The following is a 15,802-nucleotide window of genomic DNA, read 5'->3' as shown; positions in this document are numbered from 1 at the left end:
CATGCTCAAGCCTCGTCCGTTTTATCATTGGAAACGCCGAGGACCTGCCTTTCGAACTCCGCCACCATCCGAATTGCAGCATTATGGTCTTTGTCATTCATGGATACGTCGGTAATGCCTTTGCTCTCGGCTTTCCGCAACGCATCCTTGTAGGCCTGTTCTGCAATGCCAACGCCGCCATTTCTGGAGATCGTGTCGGCAAACTGTTCCGCCATCATGCTTTTCCAGATCTCGCCGGCGTTGCCCTTGCCGTAGACTTCCTCGCTGTCTTTCGGCAGCATGTTGGCAACGAAGGTCTGAAGCACGGAAGCTTCATACTTGCGATATGTTTCCGGAACTTCGGTACGGGCAGAGCGGATGTTGGTATTGCCGAGACCTGCCTTCGAAGTGGCGCTGTCAAGCATATCAATGGCAGCGCCAAAGCCCTTGCCCGAATCGGCAAGGCTCGTCGCAGCGAAAGCCGCCTTGTTCGCCTTCAATTTTTCCTGGGCTACCTGCACTTCCTGAGGGTCCGCAGCGCGAACCACATCCATCACCAGATCGCTTATAACCGATATCGCCACGTCCAGAACTCCCGAGCTGACGAACGGGCGGCATTAAAACCGGGGCGTTCGCTCAATCAAGAAACACCGCTGAATACGTCTCTCTGGACGCCCAACGATGCAACAACGGGACAGACTATGGATCGCCAACCTTGCTGGAGGCTGGTGTCCGGGATGCGTTCGTGATTTCTAACAGATCGTAGATTGCATTGTCGTCGGCCTCACGATCCTCGAGATCGCGCGCGAGGTGCATCCTGTCCTCCAGCCGGTCGGCCTTGGTCTTTTCCTTCAGCACCTTGTTTTCCTGCAATTGCTGCACGCCGGAGAGCTGGCGATCCTTGACGACAAGGCGGCCGTATCGATCCGAATAGTGCCTGGAGAACGTCTGGTGGACCGGCTCCATGGAACTCATCGCTTCAAGCACGTTCTCCATGGATTGCGCCACTTCGGCACGCACGCGGGTGGTGTCGGCCAGTTCCACCTCGGCCATTTTCTCCATGTGGCGCTGGACCGTTACCAGGCGCTTGAGTTTGGCCGAACGCTTGTCCGAAGCCATGGCGTTTTCTCCAGATCAGAAGCCGATGAAGACCGGGCCGAAACCATCCACGAATTGCCGGATGAGGGCCGCGATCGACAGGTAAAGCATGAAAATACCGCCCGCGAGAACGAAAGGCGTCGATATGAAGTAGACCGGTATCTGCGGCGCCAGCTTGTTGATGAGGCCGACCGCAACGTTGAACATCAGACCGTAAATTACAAAGGGGCTGGCAAGCCGCAGCATGATGGAAAAGGAGGCGCGCAGCGTATCTGTCAGGGTTATCAGCATCTTCTGGCCGCTGATGAGCGCGCCGACCGGTGTCGTGGCGTAGGAATCGACCAGCGCCCGCAGGACGATATGGTGGAAATCCAGGATGAACAGCACCATGAGCCCACCGAAGGTGATGAAGTTCGATATCTGGTTTTCCTGCACGTCTTCAACGGCATCCGCTCCGCCGGGAGCGCTAAGCCCGATGGATGCGCCGATGAGCGCGCCCGTGAACTGGAAGCCGAGCGTATAAAACCGCGCGATCAGCCCGTACATCGCGCCAATGACGATCTCGGTGAAGATGAGGCCGACAACGGTGCCCTGGCTTGCGCCGGAGACTTTCGGATAGATCGTATCCCACAGTACCGGCAGAAGCGCCATGGACACCGCAACGCACAGGAGAATGCGTATCTGCGGCGAGATGCGCGAGCTGGAAAAGCCCGGCATGGTCATGAAGCAGGCGCCGATACGGCAAATTGCAAGGAACAATGCGATAATTGTCCCTTGCGGGTCGGTTATCATGAAATGGCGCCCAGAATCTTGATCTCCAGCCCCTTGGCCAGTTCCACATGCGAGAGAACCGGCAGGGTCGCAAAGAGTCGTTCGATGATCATGCGCACATAGGACCGTGTTTCCGGCGAGGTGACAAGGACAAAGGGTAGTCCGCGATCCATGAATTCACGGATAACTTTCGATGCCTGCTCGGAAAATTCCTCGAGATGGCGGGGATCGATATCGAATTCGACGATTTCGCCCTTTTGATCGCGCTTGAGCGCCTGATGGAAGACCATGTCCCATTTGTTGCCGAGGCGAAGCACACGCAATACGCCATTGTCGGCCAGATCGCCGCAGAGCTGCTGCGACATGCGCACCCGTACATGTTCGACGATCTGCTCGGTCTTGCGCACATGCGGTGCAAGTTCGGCGACCGCTTCCAGAATGAGATGCAGGTTGCGGATCGACACACGTTCGGCGAGCAGCAGTTTCAGCACCGCCTGCAGGCCGGAATAGGACATGTGCGACGAGCAGATTTCGTCGGCAAGCTTCTTGTATTCCGGGTCCAGCCTGTCGATGAGGATCTTGACGTCCTTGTAGGACAGCAATTGCGGCAGATTGTTGCGAATGACTTCGCTCAGATGCGTCAGCACCACAGAGACATTGTCGATCGGGTGGAAACCTTCGCGCTTCAAATCCTCGGTGAATGTCTCGAGAATGGAAACGGCCGGCATGCCGAAGGCGGGTTCGCGGATTTCGTCGCCCGGAATGCTCGGCTTGCGCCCTGCCCCCGTCACGACAAGAACATCGCCGACACGCAGATTGCTCGACGCGATCGTCGTGCCATGGACACGGATCTGGTAGGCCTTTTCCGGGATCATGATGTCGTCGGAGACCTTGATCTCCGGCACGACGAAGCCGTATTGGGTCGCGAACTTCTTGCGCATCTTGCCGACACGGAAAGCCAGTTCCTGATGCGCGCCGAGGAGGCGGGTCGAAACCTGCTTGCCGAGGGCAAGTTCGATTTCAGACGTCTTGAGGACCTGCTTGACGGAGTCCTTTTCCGCCTCGTTGGTCTGGAGAACCTTGTCCTCCTCTTCCTGACGGCGCTGCGCGCTTTCCGCCTCGACCTGGCGCGGAATATACCAGCTGCCGAAGGCCATGATGCCGCCCAAAAGCGTGAAGGGCAGGAAAGGCAATCCCGGCATGACGGCAAGAAGCCCCATCAGCATGGCTGCGACCATCAAGGCACGCGGATATCCGCTCAGCTGATTGATGACAGCCTGATCCGTCGATCCCGAGGTGCCGCCGCGCGACACCAAAAGGCCAGCCGCCAGCGACACAATAAGGGCCGGGATCTGCGAAACGATACCGTCGCCGACCGAAAGCTTCACGAAAACATCGGCAGCCTCGCCGATCGGCATGCCATGGCGGAAGTAACCGATGATGATGCCGCCGAAAATATTGATCGCGGTGATTATCAGGCCGGCGATCGCATCGCCGCGCACGAATTTGGAAGCACCGTCCATCGAACCGAAGAACGAGCTTTCCTCCTCCAGCTCGCGGCGACGGCGTTGCGCTTCCTTTTCATCGATGATGCCGGCGGACAAATCCGCATCGATCGACATCTGCTTGCCGGGAATGGCATCCAGCGTGAAGCGCGCGCCGACTTCAGCGATACGGGTGGCACCCTTGGTGATAACGATGAAGTTGACGGTGATCAGGATCAGAAAGACGATCAGACCGATCACGAAGTCGCCGGACATGACGAGGCTGGAGAAGCCCGCAATCACGCCGCCCGCCGCCGTCGGCCCCTCGTTGCCGTGCGAAAGGATGACACGCGTCGTCGCAATGTTCAGCGACAGGCGAATCATGGTCGCGATCAGCAGCACGGTTGGAAAAGACGAGAAATCCAGCGGACGCTGGATCCAGAGCGCCACCATGAGGATGAGGACCGAAAGTGCTATGGAAAAGGCCAGCCCGACATCCACCAGAACGACCGGAATGGGCAGGAACAGCACGCAGAGGATCGATACGATGCCCAATGCGAAACCGACATCCCGCATGCTCGGGCTTACCTTGGCCAAGGAAATGACTGGTGGTTGCGCCATAAAATCGTCCTGTCTCTTCATGAGAAGGGCGACGGAAAAGCCGCCGCACGGTTCCGCGGCACCGGTTTTCTAAAATCGCTCACGCAATTCAGCCCGATGCTTCAGCCTATCCCTAGTCGCTGAAGCTTGCGCGAGGATGGCATCCAGACGGGACGGGCGTCAGAAGCCCGACTGAACCCGAGAAAAGACGAGATTGGAAAAAAGGGCGATCTGCGCGCCCACGAACGGGGCGGCAACGCCGAGAACGATCATGATCGTTACAATTTTGGGGACGAAGGTCAGCGTCATTTCCTGAACCTGGGTCAGGGCCTGGATGAAGGCGATGGCGACACCGACGATCATGGCCGCGAGAACGGCGGGACCGGCCGCGACGAGAACCGTCCAGACTGCCGCCTGCATGATATCGAGCGCATCGGCCTCGTTCATCGTCGCATCCTTTATTCCGGAAAGGCGGCGTCATGCCGCCTCGTCAATGTCAGGAACCTGCAGGCACATCCGAATCGGTGCCGCTATCAGGTGTAGTCGCGATCGGACCGTTCGAGAAGGTCACACCGGCCTGCAGCAGCACTTTGTCACCAGCTTCTGTGATGGCGACGACGCCGTCCGAATAAACTTCGACTTCCTTCACCACGCCGGTGACCTTGTCGTCGGCGCTCTTGACCGTCTTGCCAACCAGGTCGGAAGCGCGCGTCAGGGCTTCGGCCTGCAGCATGCTCTTCAGATGGGTGTTGGTCTTGATCGTCTGCTCGACCTGCGAGAAGCTCGCCAGCTGCGACATCTGCTGGCCGGCATCCATCGGGCTGGTCGGATCCTGGTTTTTCATCTGGGCGATGAGAAGCTTCAGGAAGCTATCGTAGTTAAGCGACGCCGCGCTTTTGTCGTTGCTGCTCGCCCCGGCATTTGCCCAGGGGTTAGAGGCTGCCGACGTGACTGCATCTACCGCCATGGTGCGATCTCCTTGCGAATCTGTTCGATCGTTGCGGGGGTCATTTCCTGATTGTTGAGGATCTTTTCCTCGGTCGGGTACAGGCCACGAATGGCCTTCAGCGCTTCGAAAGCCTTACCCGAGGCAACCAGACCGTCGATACGCTTGAGTTCGGCCAGAATCTCATCATGCTGGAAGCAATTCAGCAGCATGCTCACGGATTTGCGGAACAAGTTCGTCGACTGTTCGCGTCCTTCCGGATTGATGAGGATCATCTGGGCGATGAAATAAAGCTGTCTGAGCGGCGTCGTCGCCTGCTCCGGCTGCAGGACGTGGTTTTCAAGCAGGAACGTGACATCGTTCAGGAATTCGAGGGCCACCTTGCGATCCACCCGCAAAACCGCGCCGTTGATGAAAATCTTTTCGCCCGATTTCAGCGAGATTCGAAGTGTACTTTTCATTTCAGTCCATCCCTGATGATGGTTGTCACGTCAATTATACCCTGGAAATTCGTCGACTGACGTTTCCGGATCAGTTCGCACTCTTTCAAAATCCAGATCGCGATCGAAATCAGATTTGCCCTGAGTTCCATGGCCAGCTGGTTTTCGGGCTGCTTGAGGTCCTCAATGAAGCGGATCCAGACCCGTCGAGTGTAAAAAAGCGCTTCGATCGTGTGGCGCTGGGAAGAGGAATCCTTTGCCTCCACCAGTAGATCGATCGATTTTGTCAACGCCTGCCGCTCGCGATCTTTCGCGTCTGCGACACCATCCTCCATGATTTCGGCGTAGGAAAACTGGTACATTCATGTATCCTTTATCTGCCGCCACCCCTGTTCATCAGAGGTAGTTTACCAGACTCATTTTTTGCAGACGCGACGTAAGGCTGTAGGCAATTTCAATCTGCTGCTGGAGCAGATCCAGGCGTGTCTTCACCTCGTAGGTATCGATCCCCTCGATATCCAGCAGATGAGTCTCGATGATCTTTTTCTGGGCGGCGAGCGAGTCGTTCGCTTTCGAAACACGGCTTTCGGAAAGGCCGAGCTGGCTCTGCTGCTGGTTCAAACCACTAATGACCGTGCCTATATTGGTCACCGACCTGGTCGCCACCAGTTCGCGAACATCGCTTGGGACCTTGTCATCAAGGAACGTCATCGCCGTCATTGCTGTCATCGCGAAATAACGCATGCCCTGCGAGTTGCTGTTGGTCGATGTCTCGACCACCTCGTTCTGGCTGATGCGGCTCGTCATGTTCGTGTCGCTCGCCTTCGACCCATAGGTCGTCCAGAAATCGTAATTCTGGCCGGCCGTCAGATCGCTGTGCGGTGGGTTCGTAACGGGCGTAGTACCGTTGAACACGCCTTCGATACGGGTCATGAACGCCGCGGCCTGAGCCTTGGACAGATTAGCAACATTGCCGACCGCAGGTGTCTGTGCCGCCATGAATGCGTTCAGCTCAACCTCATAGGCTGCCTTCAGCGTCGATCCTTCGGCAAAGTAGTCGTCGATAGGCTTCACATCCGTATTGATGCCGGAAAACAGAAATTCGCCACTGACTGCCGTATTGGCAAAACCGGTGAAGGTGTTAAACGCATTCGAAATGGTTTTGGCGACCGTTGCCAGCGTTGGTGCTTCGCTGCTGGTATTCGGAACAAGAACCTTCTGAATTTCCTGGGCGGCCTTTGCCATGCCATCCAGTGCCGCCTGAGAGGATTTGAGGCGCTGCGTGGCGATGGAATTGACGCTGACGAGCGAAGAGAGACGATCGACATCGCGATTAAGGTCAAGACTGCGGGCCGTGTTGGCACCCAGCGTCACGCCCAAGTCCGCATGTTTGCCCGTGGTCAGCTCGGTATTGAGGTTCGTCATCTCAAGCTGGGCCTTGAGGATGGTGCTGCGCATGCTGTTCTGCATCGCCAGCGATGAAATGAAGGACGTTTTCATCTATTACCTCACCATATCCATCAGCGACTTGAGCATGTCGTCGATGGTGGTCACCAGCTTCGTGGCGGCCTTGTAGGATTGCTCGATATCCATGAGCAGCGAAAGCTCCTCATCCAGGCTGACGGCAGTGTTGTTCGAATAGGAGGTGGCGGAGCGCTCATAAAGCGCGCTTTTCGCTTCGTTTGCCGAAGTTGCGCCGGATCGTTCCTGTTCGAGCCACCCCACCGAGTTGGTGCCGTATTTCAGGATGCTTGTATTCGTATCGATACGTGTCGACGCGGCAAAATTCATGGGCGCGTCAAAAGCAGTGACATAGCTGTCGATCAGTGCGGAAAACCCGGTTCCGCCCGAAGTTGTGCTGTTGATTACATAAGCGGTACCGTTGATACCGCCGTCGCGCAACAATTCCGGGTTTCCACCTTTGGAAATAATTAACGCAGGGTTGACGGTAATGCTCGCAGCGAGCCCGGGAGAGACAACACCGCTTGCCGGAATGGTTGTGGCCGCAGGCGAGCCGTAGGTGAAGAGGCCTGGCATCTTCGGCAGCGTGCTGGTCGGGCTGGCCGGCTTTTCCGCAAACATGGTGATGAGGCCGCGCGCAATTTCGTCGAGCTGGCTCTGCATGGTTGGCGCCAGGTCGTCACGAACCTGCATCAGACCCTGAAGCGAACCTTCCGCTGTCGTGTTGCTGCCGCTGCTCGCCTTGATCGCGACGCCATCGACGTAGATCGCGTTCCCCGTGACCGTCGCGTCGTAGCCCGGCTGCGCCTTGAAAGTAACCTTGCGCGGCACGACTTCGAACAGGGTCGCGCCATCCGCCGTGTAGAGCGCCACGTCGTTGTTTTCACGATTGACGACGTTGATCCCGATGATGGACGAAATGTCCTTCAGCAGCGTCTCGCGCTGGTCGAGAGCATCACTTGGATTGCCGCCGATCGCGGTCTGCGCCTTGACCTCGTTATTGGCTTCCTCGAATTTCGCGAGCAGGCCGTTCAGCTTGTCGACCTGAAGGGACATTTCCTTGTCGGCACGCAAGCGCATCGCCTGCAACTCGGACGAAGCCTTGTTCAGGGAATTGGCGACGTCCACGGCGGATGTAACCGCCGTCGCCGCAAGCGCGGAATCGCTCGGCTTTGAGGCGTAACCGTCAAGGCTCTTCAGCAGTTCCTTCATATAGGTGGCAGGCGAACTCTCGTAATCGTTGCCGCCAAAAAGGCTTTTCATCTCCTCGAGCCCGGTCAGAACGGTTTTCTGGCCGGAAGCGAGGGATGCACTGGAGATCGTCTGCCTCAGGAGGCTCTCATTCTGGGCACGGCCGTTGGCGACAATACTTGCACCGGACATGGTCGTGCCGAGAATGGCGGTTCGCTTGACGTAGTTCGCATTACCGACATTGGCAATGTTTTTCGAAGTAACGTCCGTCTGCTTACCTGTATTGTTGAAGATCGACTGCGCAGTATTCATTGCTGACGTGAGCGACATTCATTTGTCCTCGTGAGAATTACTATCTCTTCAGATTGATCAGGACATCCATCAAATCCGACCCGGTCTGGAAGACTTTCGAATTCGCAGTGTAGATACGCTGGGATTCAATCATGTCGGTGAGTTCGCTGGCGATATCGACGTTCGAGCCCTCAAGCGCACCCTTCTGGATGTAACCGAAGCTGCCAGTCTGCGCGAAGCCGATGGTGACGACACCCGACTCGTTGCTGGGCAGATAAACGTTGCCGTTCTGCGGGCTGAGATTGTCGACGCTCGGCACCGTTGCCAGCGCCAGCTGGTAGATGTTGCGGCGGCCACCATCCTGATAGACTGCAGTCACCACGCCGTCCTTGCCGATTTCGACATCCTTGATCTGGCTCGGACCATTGCCGTTCAGGATCGCGGTGCCGGGCGTGAACTTCGATGAGAACTGCGACATATCAGACAGGTCGATATTGATCGACTGTGCAACGCCGCTGTTGCTATCGTTGATGGTGATCGATTTGGGAGACGCAGTCGTAAGCTTGTTGGTGGCCGGGTCGAATGTCAGCGACACAGTTCCCTGGACCAGCGTAGCAGGTGCTGTTGCCGTGTATGGGAAACCACCATTCGTGGACTGGTCCTGACGATAAACCGCCACTTCCCAGGTGTTTGCAGCGGTCTTGGTATAGTAGAAATCGTAGAGTACCTTTGCACCGCCGCTATCGAACGCCGTCAGCGAGGTCTTGGCACCGATTGTCGAAGTAGCGACGTTGTTACTCGGACGCGAACCCGCAGCAACCGGATCTTCATCGCGGTTCAGGTTGGCCGGGAAGCTACCCTGTGTGGACGCCGATGCAGTCAGGCCGAAGTTGTTGACATTGATAGCCTCGAGACCGGTAAAACCGTTGACGACGGCAGCTGGCGGGTTGGATCCATAAGGGTAGCCCATCAGCTGGAAGCCAGCAGAGTTTTCCAGATACCCTTCCGCATTCTTCACGAAAGAGCCGGCTCTTGTGAGGTAAGGCGTGCCTGCTCCATCCTGAACCACGAAGAAGCCGTTGCCCTGAATGGCAAGATCGGTGCTCGACGTCGTGTAGGACAGGTTGCCCTGCTCCGAAATGCTGTAGCGAACGTTGGACTGCACGCCGCCGGAGGCATAGCTGCCCGACGAGGAGGGCAGAACGAGCGAAGAGAACGACGTCGATGCGCGCTTGTAGCCGGTGGTGCTTGCGTTGGCGATGTTGTCGCCAACGGTTCCCAGCTTGTTAGCCTGTGCATTCATGCCGGACACACCGGTTCGCATAGTGCCGAAAATACTCATTCAAAAACCCTCGTGGTCATCTTCAGGGAGAAGGTAAAGCGTTTGGCTTGCGTGAAGCTGTCTGAAATACCGCGTTTGAAAAAGACCACGCGGATGAATGAATATTATTGCCAATCAATGCTGTAACCGAGGAAACGCTTGGAATCGACCGGATCGTAGCCGAGTTTCTTGCGTAGCTTTTTGCGAAGCTTGCTGATGTGGCTTTCCACGACGTTCTCTTCGACGTCATCATCGAAGATGCCGTAGATGGCATTGAAAATCTGCGCCTTGGAAACGCGACGTCCGCGATTGGCAATCAAATATTCAAGGATGCGGCGCTCGCGCCGCGGCAAGGCGAAGACCTCGCCACCAACTTCGGGATCACGACCGTCGGAGAAAACCCGGATCGGTCCCGCATCGGTGAAATTCGAGATGACCTGCAGGCGACGACGGATCGCCGCCGCACGCGCAAGGATTTCACGGGGGTGAACCGGCTTGCGCACGACATCGTCGACGCCGCTGTCGAACAGCGCCAGCGTCGATTCCAGCGAGGGCTGGTCGCTGACCGCGATCACCGGTGCCGTCGTGCGATCCCTGATCGCCTTTGGCAAGGAGAAGCTCCGGTCGCCCTGACCGATCAGGAATGCCTCTACGGCCGCCAGATCGCTGTCCGCTGCCGTCGAGACCCATTCCCCGAATTCGACCGGATCGAAACCGGTCGAGGGGATGCCCTCACGCCCAAATAGAGAAGTATAGCCGTCTTTAACGAGCTCGCGCTCATCAACCACTACGATCATTCGTCCGCCTCCGAATCAGTGTGGTGTTTTCCAATGCGGCATTGGTACGAATCGGGAGATTCAGCGACAACTGTAGGAAATCATCGATAGATATTAATAATTGATTAACTATTTTGTGCCGATTTGATCTATATATAGTGGTTGTTAACCATATACGGTACAAAATTTTTGTGTAAAAATTTCAAAAATCCGAAAAAATCGCTTGCGACGCCTTTTTTAGGGCTTTCTCTCGCCACATTTCAAATTGCGAGTCCTTGACCGCACCAAAACAATCTATGGTTGTTATCCGTCGCAGAAATTTTTCGCGTTGACGGTCCATTTTCCGTACCCCGTCGCCACCAGATTGGCGATCACCCGGCAGACATATTTCTTTTGAGCTGGGTCGTTGTTGGGGCCGGCATGATAGCGGGCGACCGCCATAGTCCAGGTTTCGTGCCTGTTGTGGAGATTGCGCAGGAACATGGCGGCATATTCGACATTGCGGCGCGGATCGAACATTTCACGCGCGGATGTGAAGTTTTCGCCATGGAAATAGTGGTTTATCTGCATGCATCCGAGGTCGATCAGCTTGGCGCCGTTGCGCTTCGCCGTCTCGAAAGTGGTCAATGCCTCTTCGGTGGAAGAGGCAAATACCGGTTTTCCCTCAATATTCATGGCGTTGGGGTCAAGCCGACCCTTGCGACCGGTCTCGGTCAGGCCGACAGAATAGAGAATTCCCTCCGGCACACCGTATTTGCGGGCGGCGGACTGAATTTCCCTTTCACAGACACCTGACGTTGCCGAAGCGGAGGCGTTTTCAGAGGTAAACGCCGTTGTCAGCAGAAGTGCGGGCAGAGCCAAGAGCGCTATCCATGCCTTCATTATGCACCCCCAAATTATCACCATTGCCCTGCCGTCCGCCGCGTGCGCCGGACTCGTCACGGTTGCGCCCTGCGGCGGCCTGTTGGCCCTGCTGCTGCGCCTGCTGATTTTGCTGATTGTTGGCTTGTGTGCCCGTTTGGTCACTCTTGTCAGAAGAAGCAATGCTGATCGTGATGTTATCGACCGTCAGACCCTGCGCCTTGAGGCCCTCAAGGATGCTGTTGCTGTCCTGCTGAAGCTTTTTGTAGGCGGCCACGTTCTCCACCGTCATGTGAACGGCAAGCTCATCGCCGGCAAGACGCAACGACATCGTCACCGATCCCAGCTCGATCGGAGTCATGTGCAGCTTCAGCGTATGGACGACTTTGCCGGTGCTGCTCTGGGCCGCCTCATTGGACAGCGACGACCCGGGCTGCATGGCGCTAACCCATTCAGAATCATTGGCGATGAGGCCGGTCAGAGCCGAGGCGTTGGATGAAGGTGCCAGACCAATGAACCGCCGCGAATCGAGAACGGTAATCGTCTCGGTCGCCTTGCCACTGCTTTCCCGGGCATCGAACTCGACGCGGCCATCGCGCTGAACCGTACTCATATCGAGAGCGCGGGCCGTGCCGGAACGAGGAGATGCGAAGCGGAATGCCGAGGCGTCGCCTTCAGTGCCCGACCCGGATCCGGCTTCGTTTCCGGCAAGCTCGGTCCGTGCGTGCATGTCCTTCGCCAGAGGCTCAGCCTTACCCCTGACCGTTTCGACCTTTTCGGATTTGACATCGGCCTTGCCGGCAATCGCCTGCGCAATTTCCTCAAGGGGCGTCTTGGCTGTCACGATATCGCCGACATTGGCCGTGAGCGTCTGCAACTCTGCCAGCTTCGGATCGATTGCATCCGCCGCCGTCTGGCTCTCCTTGTCGGCGTCCTTGACCTTCTTGCCAGGTTTGCCGTTTTCAGGCGATGTGTGCGCCGTCTTAATCGCATTCTGAAGCTCCGCCAAAGCCTCGTGACCGTGACCTTCTCCGGAATGGTCCTTGACGATCACGTTCAGGAAGCTCGGGGGCCGCTTAACCGGCACATCCGTCTTTTCCGCATCGTCATCCGGTTGCGCATGCTGTTCTTCAGCCGATCCCGCTTCCTGCTGATGACGAGAATGCGGTGCCTGCGGCGGGCGCTCTTCCCTGACCGTGGCGAGGGTATCGCCGAAACTTCCGCCTTTGGCGTCGTCCCTCACACTGGCGCTGCCAGCGCGCGGATCGTTATATGGCGCATTCACTATCGCGTTAATGGTTGCGTCGATCATGGTGCCCCCTCGCCTTTCTTCAAAAGGCTGTCGATTTCATCGAGCTTGCTGCGGCCGCTCGTCACGAGTTGCCGGACGTTCTCGCCCTCATCCTCAGCCTTGTGGTTTTCAACTCTCCATATGCCCTTGGTCTCGGCACTGGCCGCCTCATTCGCGGGCGCGCTCGACCCAGCCCCCTGGCCTGCCGTGACACCGGGATCGGCGCCAGGCTGCGGGGAAGGCGGACGAACCACCTGGTCGGCGATTGCCCTTGCCGCGTCCCGCAGGGCCCTGTCGCGATCCGAAAGCTGTGCCTCGGGAATTTGCCCGATTGTTTCAATCGCGCTCACCACATCGGGCGTGCCGATATTGGAAAGGCTTTCATAGAGATTTGCCTGCACTTGCGGCTGATCCGGCATATCCGGAGAGAGCGCTTTCGCCTTCAGCGCCGCCATGCGCGCCAGCGAATCCTTGCCGCTGATCGCCGCGAGACGCGACAGGCGCAGATAGGCTTCCTTCTGCCTCTCCGCGTCCATCATGGCGAATGTTTCCTCTATCGTGTCGTGCCCGATGGAATCGACACGTTTGACCACCAGTGAGACCAGAAGGTCCGCGAACTGGCTGGCGTAGGGCGAATGCAGGAACCGCCGCGCGTAACGCTGTGCATATTCGACGCCACGCCCGGCATCGCCGTCTTCAACGGCGATAGCGAGCGAGCGGCGGAGTGCAGCCTCCTCCACGATGGTACCGGGCGCTTCGAGCCGGGCTATGTCATAGAAACCGAGGGCAGCCACCGGATCGCGGGGGATCGTCACATTGCCGCCGATCAGTGCAAGATAGGCGCCAATTCTCGTGCCGCGATACTCCGGCACCATGGCCGCGATGCTCTGCGCGACCAGCGTTCCCTTGCCGGACAGATATTTGCGCAGAATATCGGCGACGCGGCTGTCGAAATTGCCGTCCACATCCCGCGCGACGAGCAATTCGAGCGTGGCCGGATTGCCGCCACTCATCGCGTAGACAAGCGCCGCATCGACATTGCGCGGATCCTTGAAGATCGCCGAAGGCGCGCTCTTAAGCCGCTCGTCGATCGTCTGGAGCAGAAACCGCTGCATTTCGGTTGCCGAATGGTCTCCCATGGTGACCGAATCCTGCACGAACTGCAGGGACCGCAACATGGCATATGGCATGAGGTTGTCTTGCGATTGCGCAAAAACTTTCGCCGGTTCGGCACCGAGACCACACAGTGTCGCCGCAAGAAAAACCCAACGTTTCGAGGATTTCGTCACACTCACCCCCGATCGGCCTCAAGCAGGATTTCGATACGGCGGTTCGCATTCGCCAGCGGATCTGCCGGCACCTGCAATCTACGGTCCGCAAAACCCGAAACCTGTTTCACCCGCTCTTCCGACAGGCCGCCGCGAACCAGCATGTAATAGGCGCTATGCGCGCGGTCCATGGAAAGCCGCCAATTGTCATTGGCCTCACCCTTGAACTGGCGTCCATCGGTATGGCCGCGGATAACCACGCTGCCGCCACGCTCCTGAAGCAACTTGCCGATCTTCTCCATGGCCAGGACCATTTCGCCGCGGGGTACAGCCGATCCGACATTGAACATCGGCGTTTCCGTCTGGTCGGAAATGGTCAACAGCAATCCGCCTTCGGCGGGCGTCACCACCAGACCTTCGGCGAGCTTGCCGCTGATGCCGGATATCTGCTTCTCGATCTCTTCACGCAGCTCGTTGGCCTCTTCCTTCTGCGCAGCAGTACCTTGCTGCTGCTGCTCCGGCTGAGGCTGCGTAAGTGCTGCCTGCTCGGCTGCACCCGGCCGCTGCTGCGGCACCACGGCGGCGACTTCCATGGCCTTGCCGTGATCTGCACCATCGGCTGGCTGCTGAGACGATTTAGCCGCAAGCGCTTCATTATCCTTGGCAGCGTCCTGCTGCTTGTTCTCGGCAGATTGCTGCTGTTCGACCGGATTTTGCTGCTGGTCCGCACGTGTGATCTTCACCTGCTGGGTCCAGAAATCGGGATCGAAGGGATCGCGGTAAGCCTCACCGCCGCTCGCACCCGTCGCCGGGCCGGAATCGGCAGCACCACCCTCGCCCTTGGCGCTGACATTGGCCTGCTGCCCGACCTGCTGGGCAATTTCCGCCAGAACGGAATAGGGATTCTCGAAAAAGTCCGCTTCGGAGAAGTTCGACTGCTCCCCGGTCTGCGAGGTCAGGTCTTCACCTGTCGCAGCGGCCGAACCCTGGGTGACCTTTTCCGCCTTTATGTTGGACTGGTCTTTCTTCTCGACGCCCTCTTCCTTGTCCACGGGCTTTTCCAGCCCTTTGGACGAGGGTTTCTCATCGGACAGCTTTATCGGATTGAAATAGCTGGCAACCGAGGCCTTGGTTTCCTCGTTTGCGGCGTTGACCAGCCACATGACGAGGAAGAACGCCATCATGGCCGTCATGAAGTCGGCATAAGCGATCTTCCACGCGCCACCATGGGCGCCATCGTGCCCGCCCTTGTGGCGTTTGACGATGATGATCTCGTTCTTGCCGTGGTGGTGATTTTCGCCTTCACTCATTTCATCACCTTGCGAAGACTGGACGCCCAGGCGGACATGCGCGTGACGAACACGCTTTCACCCAACTCAACAGAGAGGTCGATATCCGCCGTCTCGGTAAATTTCATCGTCTCTTCTTCAAAGCCCGGCTGCGTCTTCAGCTGCTCAAACAAATCTTTCGGGCCTTTCACGACAAGGGTCACGGCCTCGCCATCCGGCATGGAAGCGCGAACGACGTCCGCAAGCGCCGAAACCGCCTTCAGCGACAGCTCTTCGGTCAGAACCGGAGCAAGGATATTGGCGGTCTGTTCGCTGAGATTGGTCGCGATCGCATCGATGCCTTCACGCAGCCTTAGCGACAGGAAAACGGCAATTTCTTCCAGATAGACGGAACGTAAGCCTTCGAGTTCAGCGGCATGAGCGGCAAGAAGCTCCTCGCGCTCGGCCTGCATTTTTTCCGTTATCTCGCGGGTCGCATCCTCGTGACCACGGGCATAGGCGGCCTGTTTTTCGCTTTCGACGTCGAGCGGCTCGAATTCATCGAAACCGGCCGCTATATCGCCAAAACCGGAAATGCCGTCGACATCAGCCAACTGTTCGCCGAACGTCAGTCCCGCGGGCTGCACGTCACCGAAATCCTTGAGATATCTTGCAATGGACGCGCTCATGCCCGCCCCCGGCAAAACAGGCCAAAGGGGCGAGACATGTTTCGTTGCCTGCGATCAAAGCCGTTTG

17 protein-coding genes are annotated in these 15,802 nt (G+C 57.5%); all 17 read right to left on the bottom strand.

What is annotated here, in order from left to right; translation table 11 throughout:
* Nucleotides 1–5: 5 nt before the first annotated feature.
* The 17 genes from CRP02_RS13910 to CRP02_RS13830 all read right to left on the bottom strand — a co-directional run bounded on the left by CRP02_RS13910 (nucleotide 6) and on the right by CRP02_RS13830 (nucleotide 15,735).
* Nucleotides 6–563: a rod-binding protein gene (locus CRP02_RS13910; protein ID WP_003515121.1), complete on the bottom strand. Its 558-nt coding sequence runs from the start codon at nucleotides 561–563 to the stop codon at nucleotides 6–8.
* 115 nt (nucleotides 564–678) lie between these two features.
* Nucleotides 679–1,098, bottom strand: a complete 420-nt coding sequence (locus CRP02_RS13905; RefSeq protein WP_003515120.1) for a hypothetical protein — start codon at nucleotides 1,096–1,098, stop codon at nucleotides 679–681.
* A gap of 15 nt (nucleotides 1,099–1,113) precedes the next feature.
* Nucleotides 1,114–1,869 (bottom strand): flagellar biosynthetic protein FliR, encoded by a 756-nt coding sequence (gene fliR, locus CRP02_RS13900; RefSeq protein ID WP_097171505.1) that lies wholly within the window; start codon nucleotides 1,867–1,869, stop codon nucleotides 1,114–1,116.
* Entirely contained in the window at nucleotides 1,866–3,953 is a 2,088-nt protein-coding gene (gene flhA / locus CRP02_RS13895; RefSeq protein WP_097171504.1) for a flagellar biosynthesis protein FlhA, read from the bottom strand. The genes fliR and flhA overlap by 4 nt, the downstream gene beginning before the upstream one ends.
* Nucleotides 3,954–4,112: 159 nt before the next feature.
* Nucleotides 4,113–4,379, bottom strand: a complete 267-nt coding sequence (locus CRP02_RS13890) for a flagellar biosynthetic protein FliQ (RefSeq protein ID WP_003515115.1) — start codon at nucleotides 4,377–4,379, stop codon at nucleotides 4,113–4,115.
* A 49-nt stretch (nucleotides 4,380–4,428) separates the two neighbouring features.
* On the bottom strand, nucleotides 4,429–4,899 hold the full coding sequence (gene flgD / locus CRP02_RS13885) for a flagellar hook assembly protein FlgD (RefSeq protein WP_003515114.1): 471 nt from the start codon (nucleotides 4,897–4,899) through the stop codon (nucleotides 4,429–4,431).
* On the bottom strand, nucleotides 4,890–5,339 hold the full coding sequence (gene flbT, locus CRP02_RS13880; protein WP_097171503.1) for a flagellar biosynthesis repressor FlbT: 450 nt from the start codon (nucleotides 5,337–5,339) through the stop codon (nucleotides 4,890–4,892). The genes flgD and flbT overlap by 10 nt, the downstream gene beginning before the upstream one ends.
* A complete protein-coding gene (gene flaF / locus CRP02_RS13875; RefSeq protein ID WP_003515112.1) occupies nucleotides 5,336–5,680 on the bottom strand; it encodes a flagellar biosynthesis regulator FlaF in 345 nt (114 codons plus the stop codon). The genes flbT and flaF overlap by 4 nt, the downstream gene beginning before the upstream one ends.
* A 34-nt stretch (nucleotides 5,681–5,714) precedes the next feature.
* Nucleotides 5,715–6,818, bottom strand: coding sequence for a flagellar hook-associated family protein (locus CRP02_RS13870; protein ID WP_097171502.1), 1,104 nt, complete (start codon nucleotides 6,816–6,818; stop codon nucleotides 5,715–5,717).
* 3 nt (nucleotides 6,819–6,821) lie between these two features.
* The gene (gene flgK / locus CRP02_RS13865) at nucleotides 6,822–8,300 is read right to left on the bottom strand and encodes a flagellar hook-associated protein FlgK (protein WP_003515109.1); all 1,479 of its coding nucleotides are present in this window, start codon (nucleotides 8,298–8,300) and stop codon (nucleotides 6,822–6,824) included.
* Between the two features lie 22 nt (nucleotides 8,301–8,322).
* The gene (locus tag CRP02_RS13860; RefSeq protein ID WP_097101521.1) at nucleotides 8,323–9,603 is read right to left on the bottom strand and encodes a flagellar hook protein FlgE; all 1,281 of its coding nucleotides are present in this window, start codon (nucleotides 9,601–9,603) and stop codon (nucleotides 8,323–8,325) included.
* A gap of 104 nt (nucleotides 9,604–9,707) precedes the next feature.
* Nucleotides 9,708–10,379, bottom strand: coding sequence for a transcriptional activator Rem (gene rem / locus CRP02_RS13855; RefSeq protein WP_003515107.1), 672 nt, complete (start codon nucleotides 10,377–10,379; stop codon nucleotides 9,708–9,710).
* 282 nt (nucleotides 10,380–10,661) lie between these two features.
* Complete coding sequence (locus CRP02_RS13850) at nucleotides 10,662–11,240, bottom strand: lytic transglycosylase domain-containing protein (protein WP_179784020.1); 579 nt, start codon at nucleotides 11,238–11,240, stop codon at nucleotides 10,662–10,664.
* A complete protein-coding gene (locus CRP02_RS13845) occupies nucleotides 11,176–12,531 on the bottom strand; it encodes a flagellar hook-length control protein FliK (RefSeq protein ID WP_097171501.1) in 1,356 nt (451 codons plus the stop codon). The genes CRP02_RS13850 and CRP02_RS13845 overlap by 65 nt, the downstream gene beginning before the upstream one ends.
* The gene (gene motC / locus CRP02_RS13840) at nucleotides 12,528–13,805 is read right to left on the bottom strand and encodes a chemotaxis protein MotC (RefSeq protein ID WP_097171500.1); all 1,278 of its coding nucleotides are present in this window, start codon (nucleotides 13,803–13,805) and stop codon (nucleotides 12,528–12,530) included. Before motC ends, CRP02_RS13845 begins: the two co-directional genes overlap by 4 nt.
* Entirely contained in the window at nucleotides 13,802–15,088 is a 1,287-nt protein-coding gene (locus CRP02_RS13835) for a MotB family protein (RefSeq protein ID WP_097171499.1), read from the bottom strand. Before CRP02_RS13835 ends, motC begins: the two co-directional genes overlap by 4 nt.
* Complete coding sequence (locus CRP02_RS13830; RefSeq protein ID WP_097171498.1) at nucleotides 15,085–15,735, bottom strand: hypothetical protein; 651 nt, start codon at nucleotides 15,733–15,735, stop codon at nucleotides 15,085–15,087. Before CRP02_RS13830 ends, CRP02_RS13835 begins: the two co-directional genes overlap by 4 nt.
* Nucleotides 15,736–15,802 lie beyond the last annotated feature (67 nt).

It is taken from the genome of Rhizobium sp. AN5 (assembly GCF_900215255.1).
Classification (GTDB): Bacteria; Pseudomonadota; Alphaproteobacteria; order Rhizobiales; family Rhizobiaceae; genus Agrobacterium; species Agrobacterium tumefaciens.
This window is presented reverse-complemented; position numbering and strand designations above follow the sequence as displayed.

Coding starts and splice junctions, on each gene's coding strand:
- CRP02_RS13905 (WP_003515120.1), bottom strand. CDS start 1,098: ATGGCTTCGGACAAGCGTTCGGCCAAACTCAAGCGCCTGGTAACGGTC.
- fliR (WP_097171505.1), bottom strand. CDS start 1,869: ATGATAACCGACCCGCAAGGGACAATTATCGCATTGTTCCTTGCAATT.
- flhA (WP_097171504.1), bottom strand. CDS start 3,953: ATGGCGCAACCACCAGTCATTTCCTTGGCCAAGGTAAGCCCGAGCATG.
- CRP02_RS13890 (WP_003515115.1), bottom strand. CDS start 4,379: ATGAACGAGGCCGATGCGCTCGATATCATGCAGGCGGCAGTCTGGACG.
- flgD (WP_003515114.1), bottom strand. CDS start 4,899: ATGGCGGTAGATGCAGTCACGTCGGCAGCCTCTAACCCCTGGGCAAAT.
- flbT (WP_097171503.1), bottom strand. CDS start 5,339: ATGAAAAGTACACTTCGAATCTCGCTGAAATCGGGCGAAAAGATTTTC.
- flaF (WP_003515112.1), bottom strand. CDS start 5,680: ATGTACCAGTTTTCCTACGCCGAAATCATGGAGGATGGTGTCGCAGAC.
- CRP02_RS13870 (WP_097171502.1), bottom strand. CDS start 6,818: ATGAAAACGTCCTTCATTTCATCGCTGGCGATGCAGAACAGCATGCGC.
- flgK (WP_003515109.1), bottom strand. CDS start 8,300: ATGTCGCTCACGTCAGCAATGAATACTGCGCAGTCGATCTTCAACAAT.
- CRP02_RS13860 (WP_097101521.1), bottom strand. CDS start 9,603: ATGAGTATTTTCGGCACTATGCGAACCGGTGTGTCCGGCATGAATGCA.
- rem (WP_003515107.1), bottom strand. CDS start 10,379: ATGATCGTAGTGGTTGATGAGCGCGAGCTCGTTAAAGACGGCTATACT.
- CRP02_RS13850 (WP_179784020.1), bottom strand. CDS start 11,240: ATGAAGGCATGGATAGCGCTCTTGGCTCTGCCCGCACTTCTGCTGACA.
- CRP02_RS13845 (WP_097171501.1), bottom strand. CDS start 12,531: ATGATCGACGCAACCATTAACGCGATAGTGAATGCGCCATATAACGAT.
- CRP02_RS13835 (WP_097171499.1), bottom strand. CDS start 15,088: ATGAGTGAAGGCGAAAATCACCACCACGGCAAGAACGAGATCATCATC.
- CRP02_RS13830 (WP_097171498.1), bottom strand. CDS start 15,735: ATGAGCGCGTCCATTGCAAGATATCTCAAGGATTTCGGTGACGTGCAG.